This window comes from Sporosarcina sp. E16_3, assembly GCF_017347125.1.
In the GTDB taxonomy this organism is placed as follows: Bacteria; Bacillota; Bacilli; order Bacillales_A; family Planococcaceae; genus Sporosarcina.
Map to the genome: position 1 here is coordinate 1 of NZ_JADPRX010000055.1, position 8,124 is coordinate 8,124.

Genomic DNA, 8,124 nt, shown 5'->3' on the forward strand with positions numbered 1-8,124 from the left:
GTTTATTTGAATATGCCTAAAAACGGAAGTTTGCGTATAGAAACCGCAATGAATTTCCAGTTTTCATGTTTTAGGTGCTTGACATATTACCACTGGGCTTTCATATTAGACAACACTAATATGTTTTGTTATTATCATATTAGCAACAGCTAATATGTGTGTCAAATTTATGAATTGAGTAGAAAAATAATAGAGAAGAGGTATTTGATGAAACAGAATAAGAATTCAAAGATGAAATTTGTAGTTGTATTAACGCTCATGGTAGTCGTAATATTGGCGGCGTTCGCTGTACTCAGCAATAAGCAAGAATCCTTGCCAACAGAAATAAAGCAAATTGATGTCACTGGGCAGCCCTCACGAGGGGAAAAGGATGCTCCTGTAACGGTTGTTGAATTCGGTGATTTTAAATGCCCTGCATGTAAAGCATGGGGCGAAAAGATTTATCCGAAATTAGTTAATGATTATATCGAAACGGGTAAAGTTAAATTTTCATTCGTGAACGTATTATTCCACGGTAAAGAATCGACTTTAGCGTCAATTGCTGCTGAATCTGTTTATGAGCGGAACCCTGATGCGTATTGGAACTTCCATCAAGCACTGTTTGAAGCACAGCCAGTTGAAAACCATGATGGGCAATGGATAACTCCGGAAAAAGTTCTTGAAATTGCAAGCGTTTTCCCCGAGATTGATCAAAAATTGTTAAAAGAAGATATGGAACAGGAAGCGACTATGGAGAGCGTTGAAATTGATAAAGATTTAGTAAGTGAAGCCGGAGTTTCATTGACTCCGACCATTGTAATTAACGGGAGAATGATGGAGGATCCCTTTGATTATGAAGCCATTAAGTCAGCAATAGAACAAGAGATTAAGGACAAAGACTAATGGTGGGGACTAAAAGAACGGAATCCAAACCGCAGGGACTTTTATTATATGGAGCTTGGGTTGTCTCATTAGTTGCAACGTTGGGGAGCTTGTACTTCAGTGAAATTAAAGGGTTTATTCCATGTGAGCTATGTTGGTATCAGCGGATTCTCATGTACCCACTTACTTTGATATTAGGGATTGGAACTTTTCAGAATGACAGTTCAGTTAAAAAGTTCGTTCTTCCGTTAGCACTTATTGGAGGAAGCATATCTTTCATGCATTATTTAGAGCAGAAGATACCCGGCTTTGGAGGTATCAAGTCGTGCGTGAGTGGTGTACCTTGTAGCTCCCAATATATAAATTGGTTCGGGTTTATAACAATACCATTTTTAGCATTAATAGCTTTTGTAATTATTGCTTGTTGTATGGTTTTTATAAAGACGAAGAAGCCAATTAAGTAAATAACATTTCTAAAGGTGCTAAAGATTCGACTATAGTCATAATTTTGGGCTGACGGCAGGTACTGCAATAATTCGAAAGGGTGTAAATTGTGTCAATGCCAAGCCCTGTGTGTTCTTTTTTCCAATGCACTGACAACAAATAGTGCATACATGCGATTAAATTAAATTTATGAACCCTAAAGCTACAACTACTGAAGGAAAATCAGTAATTGTAGCTTTTTATTATACACACTTACCTGAATTTTTAATTAATATATATACGAATTTCATAAAAAACCCATATATATTCTGATATAAAAAAATCATTGCACAATTCGGAAACCCTGTGTTAAAATAAATTATCAGTCTACTTGGAGGCGATATAAGTACATAGTGCCTCACTAGGGAGAAGTGACTGTACGTTTTTATCATAGGGGTTTTAAGAAAATTATTTGGGGGTAGAATAATGAAGAATTTACTAGTTAAATGGAATCAAATAAGTCTAGTAAAAAGGATAATTATCGGTATTATTGTCGGTCTTATTTTAGCTTTAACGGTTCCTAATGCAACTGGGGTCTCTATTTTCGGTTCTTTATTTGTCGGAGCATTAAAGGCAGTGGCACCAGTCTTAGTATTATTCTTAGTAATGCACGCAATTTCCGCACATAAAAGCGGTACAAAAACGAATATGAAAACGATTCTTGTTCTTTATGGAATTGGTACACTCCTAGCGGGGGTTGTCGCTGTCGCTGTAAGCTTCATGTTCCCAGTTACACTAACGTTGACAACAGGAGCAGAAGGACTTACTCCTCCAGAAGGAATTGTTGAGGTTCTTGAAACATTACTCTTTAACTTGGTTGCCAATCCGGTTAATGCATTACTAAACGCTAACTATTTAGGTATTTTAATGTGGGCAGTTATTCTTGGACTTGCATTAAAAAATGCCAATCAAAATACGAAAGACGTGTTAGGTAGTTTTTCAGATGCCATTACTAAAGTCGTACAATGGGTAATCAATTTAGCACCGATTGGTATTATGGGGCTTGTATTTGATGCTATTGTAACGACTGGCTTTTCTGCTTTACTTGTTTACGGTAAATTAGTTTTAATTTTAGTTGGCTGTATGTTGTTTATCGCACTTGTAGTGAATCCGTTAATCGTGTATGTCTATATACGCAGAAACCCTTATCCAATTGTTTTCAAGGTATTAAAAGAAAGTGGTATCACGGCATTCTTTACACGTAGTTCAGCTGCAAATATTCCAGTAAATATGAAATTATGTGAAGAACTTGGCTTAGATGAGGATACTTATGCAGTGTCAATTCCTCTAGGTGCTACGATTAATATGGCTGGTGCAGCAGTTACAATTTCTGTACTAACTCTTGCAACAGTCCATACGCTTGGTATTGAAGTTGATTTCGGGACTGCACTTCTGCTTTCTGTTGTAGCGGCTGTCTCTGCAGCAGGTGCATCAGGTGTTGCAGGCGGATCACTATTACTCATCCCACTAGCATGTAGTTTATTTGGAGTTCCAAATGATATTGCAATGCAAGTTGTTGGTGTAGGCTTTATCATCGGTGTTGTTCAAGACTCTTGTGAAACTGCATTGAATTCATCGTCTGACGTACTGTTTACAGCTACAGCAGAATATGCTAAAGATCGTAAAGAAGGTAAAGTCGTTACTGTGAAGTCTTAAGAAGCACGATGAAAAATTAAAAGCCACGATTACCGGAGATTCGGTGATCGTGGCTTTTTAGTTGATTATAAAATACTTTTCAACTCATCCAGATTAAATTGAAACTACATTAAGCCGTGTAAAGGAAAAAACAGCTATAATGAGTATAGAGCTAGTTGAATTGCGATTTAGGGAGTGTTTTATAGATGCAAAGTTTCGTTGTGATGCAAGGCCAGACATATCAAGAAGAAAAAGAATTAGGGATCATTTGGTCACTGCAACAAGACAGTAGTGGGAAAGAACGTCATTCACGGCTGCGAATGATAGAGGTAAATGAAGGGGATCGCGTATTTCATTATGTAAAAGGAAATATTGTGGCGATTAGCGTTGCTAAAACGGGATGCCAGATAGCAAGTAAACCGTCGACTATGCAAAGTCCTGATAGCTTGAATGAGGATGGGTATTTAGTGGAATTGGACTATCATGAACTTGAAGTACCTATACATGTGCTTTCGAAATTTGATGACATTTTGCCGCTTCTGCCAATTAAGTATTCACCGTTCCAATCAGACGCAAACGGTAATCAGGGATATTTGTATCCATGTAATGAGGAATTATCAATAAAATTAGTAGAATTAATTGGCGACCTTAATATTTATCAAGTAGATGAAGAGCAGCTAGAACTAGCAATTGGTACGGTACTTCGAACGGAGCGTAACACGTTCATTCCGATGATTGCTGAAACAGAATCGGAATTGAAAACGAAGATTCGTTTGGGGCAACAAAAGTTTAGAGAAGGTTTACTACCGCTGTGGAATCACAAATGTGTGCTTTGTGAAATTGAGTTATCTGCACTCCTTCGCGCGAGCTACTCTAAGCCGTGGAAAGACAGTATGGATTTTGAAAGAGTGGATCCTTCTAACGGTGTACTTCTGTGTTGTAATCATGATGCGCTCTATGAGAACGGATTTATCGCATTCGATGGACAAGGTAGATTGCATATTTCATCTCAGATTCCAGAACAAGATTATGACAAATACAGCATACATTCATTAATGAAAATCGCTCGAACTGAAGAAAACAAGCCTTATTTCAAGTGGCATAAAAGAAATGTATATAAAGATTAAAATGATGTAGATTCACGTCTGTTGATTAACCGAAATTAACCAACAAATAACTTGATCACACACCGGGCGCTATGTGTATAGTTGCATTTGGGTTGCTTTGGATTGAATGACTTCTATACCATTACCCGGAGGTCTGGATGTGTAGGTATGCGACCAAGTCGCATACCTACACATCCTTTTCGGTAATCGTATGGTGGTCCTTCATCCGGCGCGCTCCAAATGCATGAATACACGTAGTGCATTTGGAGCTTTTTGGGACGAAAGAATAGCGGGCTTCTTACTTGGAGAAAAGCCGCCAAAGATGCAATTTTGGCGGCTGATTCTTTCTCTATGGTTTTTCCTTTCTTATTTTAAGGAAGTGTCACTTTCTATAAGGTATCATATGATTGGTGCATACTCTTTGCTAAAAGTAAGCAAGGAACACTTTATACAATGTACTAGAGTGCCCGAAATTGCATCTTCGGGCACTTACATTTTCTATAGAAAGTCATCTATTCGTTTCTTTCAAACATAACTGCATTTTTCACTTGAATAGTGTAGGAACGCGACAGGCAACTATTCACAACAGGATTACTGAAAAAAGTGTGGTTAGAAGTGACGGAGTCACTTCTAACCACACTAGGACCCCTCAGTAAATCTGTCATGAATAAGTAGCTGAAAGCGGGCCGGAAATAGTCCAGTGAAAATAGAAATCATCAATCCCTTCCCACCTATATTTTATGCAACTAAATGATTTATCAACAGACCTGATGTAGATAATAATCAACTAAGACGAATTCATCTAATTTGAGATAAATTCGTCTTTTTTATTGCCAAAGATTATAACAACAGATGAAATAGTGTACTAAGTAAATAGCCCATGACAATATATGTGATAAATGATTTTACAGGAACAACTTTTATATGATGCAGGATGAATTCGCTAATGCTTGTAGCTGCAATGAGGCCGATGGAGATTCCCATTAGGACACCTTGCTCTTTAATAGATAGATTTACGTAATGCCCAATCCAGATGAATAGGCTAAAGCACATCGATAAGCTGAGGAAACCCAGAAATAACTTCCATGGCTTTTTCCTTTGCGAAAGAAATGCAGTGGTAAGCGCAAATCCTTCCGGGAGATGATGCAGAATGACTGAAGCTGTAATCGTAATGCCGACTATTGAATTTTCCAGCAAGCTACCAATGGTCATACTTAGTGGAATTGTATGGATGAGTATAGCGAGCATGAGTAAGTAAACGGATGGATTTTGATCGGTAGATGGATGGACTAAATTGTGGAGCACTAGAAAAAATAGATAGCCAATGAATACCCCCAGAATGATTCCGAAAGACTTGTACATTTTTAATGCGCTTGGAACGATATCAAGTGCCAGTAATCCTACTAAAAATCCACCACATAGGAGTGATAATCCTGCGGTTGAATTTTGGAGCAATTTAGATACTAGCCAAGCAATCCCGCCTCCGAAGCTTACACTGAAAAAAAGAAATCCGCCAAGTATTAGTGCGCTCACCTTCATCACCCCACCCGTTATTATTCGTAAAACCTCTCTACAAAATATATGCGGATTACTCGCATCTATGAACGTACAACTTTCAAAGCAATAATGTGGGAGAAGCGTCTAATTAAATTGAGTAACATAAAAAAAACCAAGTCTTAGCACATGGCTTAGTCTTGGCTTCTAAAACGATTATTTCCTCTTTGTCTTATTATAAGGCCTCACCATCAGCCCCATTTCTATCCGTTCCTTATGAAGAGCCTTATAAAACGAAATCATCATGAAAATGATGACGAAGGAGAAGGGAAGTGCCGCAATTACCAATGCATTTTGTAGTGCGGTTAGCCCATTGGCCGATAGCAGAATGATAGCAACTGCTGCTTGTGCGATACCCCATGTCAATTTTACAATATTTGGTGGATTAAGTGATCCGTAAGTCGACTGCATTCCGAGCACGAATGTGGCAGAATCGGCGGATGTGATGAAAAAGATTGCAATAAGGATAATTGCTACAATCGATAGCAACATTGACATTGGCAACCCTTGGAAAACGGCGAAAAGTGTCTCTTCCGTTTTCAGTCCAGATAGATCAGTTCCTTTCATTTGCACATCCATTGCTGTGGCACCGAAAACGGAAAACCAGAAAAAGCTAAGCACTGTAGGCAACATTAAGACACCCACCAAGAATTCTCGGATGGTCCGTCCACGTGATACGCGAGCGATGAAGATACCGACAAATGGGGCCCATGAAATCCACCATGCCCAATAAAAAATGGTCCAATTATTAATCCACGTCCGATTGGCATCATCAAGCGGTGCTGCCCGGAAGCTCATACGGGCTATATTTTGTAAGTAAAGGCCGATTGTATCGGTAAATGTATTGAAGATTAACAAAGTAGGTCCAAGTACGATAACGAGAACCAGTAAGACGACCGCTAGTGCCAGATTAATATTAGATAAATATTTAATGCCTTTGCCAATGCCTGACCAAGCAGAAGCAAGAAATAAAATCGTAACGATAATGATGATGATAATCTGAACGGAAAAACTGATGGGGATATCGAATACATAAGATAATCCGCCGTTGATTTGAATAGCACCAAATCCTAAAGTCGTTGCAACTCCTACTACTGTTGCGAAGACAGCAAGAACATTGACTAATGTGCCTAAAGGGCCGTTCATCCGATCTCCAAAAAGGGGCTTCAATGTTGAGGAAATTAATCCAGGTTCCCCTTTACGGAATTGGAAATAAGCGAGTGACATGGCAACTACAGCATAAATCGCCCATGCATGAATACCCCAATGGAAGAATGTAAAGCGCATTGATTCAAGATAAGCTGCGGCTGTTCCTGGCTGTTCAGTCGCAGGGTCTATAGCGAAATGGGCTAATGGTTCAGCCGCTCCCCAGAAGACGAGTCCAATCCCCATACCTGCTGAAAAAAGCATGGCGAACCAGCTCATACGAGAATACTCCGGTTCTTCATCAGGTTTTCCGAGTGTAATCTGCCCCATCGGACTGACGATAAAGAACAGACAGAACAGTACAATTCCAGTGACGACAAGTAAATAATACCAGCCGAATGATGAAGTGATGAAATTCTTCATATTATTTGTTGCGCTTTCGAAGCTTTCCGGTGCAAAAGCCCCGAATGAAACCGCCAATACTACAAGACCAAGCGTAATCCAAAAAACGTTTGATACCTTTTTCATCTAATCACCTAATTTTCTTATAATATAATGGTGCATATCATTTAGACTAATCTTGTCCATTATTCTTCATTACCATGCACGTACTTCTTCTCCCATTCCCTTCCTCTATCATTGTTAAACAAAAAAAGCTTAATGAAAAAACGATTCCATTGGTGTTGGAATCGTTTTTTTCAATAAGTAATAGAATGTAGCTAATTAAAAACAGGAGAACCTCTCGATCCGGTTAAGGTCGATGCCCATGTATTCCCATCTTCTTTGCCTATTTCGCCATCTATAGCCGGCAACAGAAGTACGTCCGACAAAGACTGGATAAAACCAAAAACCTTGTCTTCTCGATAACCAAACATACGTGTGACGGTAGAGACAACCGCGGATTGCACCTGGATCTACTGCAAACAACTGATTACTTGGATAAGCGGGTATTGTGTTTGGTGGCGGTGATGATGGAGCTTGTTGTCCACCTGGCTGTCCTTGGCCCGGTGGTCGTCCCGGAGGTCCAAATCCCGGCATCCCTGGCCCTGGTGGTCGTCCTGGAGGCCCAAATCCCGGCATCCCTGGCCCCGGCGGTCGTCCTGGAGGCCCAAATCCTGGCATTCCTGGCCCTGGAGGTCGTCCTGGAGGCCCAAATCCTGGCATTCCTTGGTTCGGTGGAGCAAACCCATGCATGTCGTGTCCCGAGTTGAAAGCTACCATTTCCTGTTCCGGCATCCCGTAGCCTTGCATCTCTTGCCCTGGAGAAAAAGCTTGCATGTCGTAGCCTTGCATCTCTTGCTCAGGAGAAAAAGCTTGCGTGTCGTAGCCTAGCATCTCT

7 protein-coding genes are annotated in these 8,124 nt (G+C 39.9%); 4 read left to right on the forward strand and 3 right to left on the reverse strand.

The window, feature by feature from the left end; all coding sequences use genetic code 11:
- The first annotated feature begins 207 nt into the window (after positions 1-207).
- The 4 genes from I2483_RS18685 (at position 208) to I2483_RS18700 (ending at position 4,106) form a co-directional block, all read left to right on the forward strand.
- On the forward strand, positions 208-882 hold the full coding sequence (locus I2483_RS18685; protein ID WP_207278571.1) for a DsbA family protein: 675 nt from the start codon (positions 208-210) through the stop codon (positions 880-882).
- Positions 882-1,325, forward strand: a complete 444-nt coding sequence (locus I2483_RS18690; RefSeq protein ID WP_207278572.1) for a disulfide oxidoreductase — start codon at positions 882-884, stop codon at positions 1,323-1,325. The genes I2483_RS18685 and I2483_RS18690 overlap by 1 nt, the downstream gene beginning before the upstream one ends.
- Before the next feature lie 445 nt (positions 1,326-1,770).
- Complete coding sequence (gene sstT, locus I2483_RS18695; protein ID WP_207278573.1) at positions 1,771-3,000, forward strand: serine/threonine transporter SstT; 1,230 nt, start codon at positions 1,771-1,773, stop codon at positions 2,998-3,000.
- A 185-nt stretch (positions 3,001-3,185) separates the two neighbouring features.
- Positions 3,186-4,106, forward strand: coding sequence for an HNH endonuclease (locus I2483_RS18700; protein WP_207278574.1), 921 nt, complete (start codon positions 3,186-3,188; stop codon positions 4,104-4,106).
- Positions 4,107-4,925: 819 nt separating this feature from the next.
- On the opposite strand, the gene I2483_RS18705 is transcribed toward I2483_RS18700, so the two are convergent.
- From I2483_RS18705 to I2483_RS18715, 3 genes are all read right to left on the reverse strand, one after another.
- Entirely contained in the window at positions 4,926-5,624 is a 699-nt protein-coding gene (locus I2483_RS18705; RefSeq protein WP_218625014.1) for a ZIP family metal transporter, read from the reverse strand.
- 171 nt (positions 5,625-5,795) lie between these two features.
- Entirely contained in the window at positions 5,796-7,313 is a 1,518-nt protein-coding gene (locus I2483_RS18710) for a glycine betaine uptake BCCT transporter (RefSeq protein WP_207278576.1), read from the reverse strand.
- Between the two features lie 195 nt (positions 7,314-7,508).
- Positions 7,509-8,124 (reverse strand): hypothetical protein (locus I2483_RS18715; protein ID WP_346267755.1); only part of this gene is annotated, 616 nt, incomplete at its 5' end.

Excerpts from the sequence above, each read along its gene's own strand:
- I2483_RS18710 (WP_207278576.1), bottom strand. The coding sequence starts at position 7,313 with ATGAAAAAGGTATCAAACGTTTTTTGGATTACGCTTGGTCTTGTAGTA.
- sstT (WP_207278573.1), top strand. The coding sequence starts at position 1,771 with ATGAAGAATTTACTAGTTAAATGGAATCAAATAAGTCTAGTAAAAAGG.
- I2483_RS18705 (WP_218625014.1), bottom strand. The coding sequence starts at position 5,624 with ATGAAGGTGAGCGCACTAATACTTGGCGGATTTCTTTTTTTCAGTGTA.
- I2483_RS18700 (WP_207278574.1), top strand. The coding sequence starts at position 3,186 with ATGCAAAGTTTCGTTGTGATGCAAGGCCAGACATATCAAGAAGAAAAA.
- I2483_RS18685 (WP_207278571.1), top strand. The coding sequence starts at position 208 with ATGAAACAGAATAAGAATTCAAAGATGAAATTTGTAGTTGTATTAACG.
- I2483_RS18690 (WP_207278572.1), top strand. The coding sequence starts at position 882 with ATGGTGGGGACTAAAAGAACGGAATCCAAACCGCAGGGACTTTTATTA.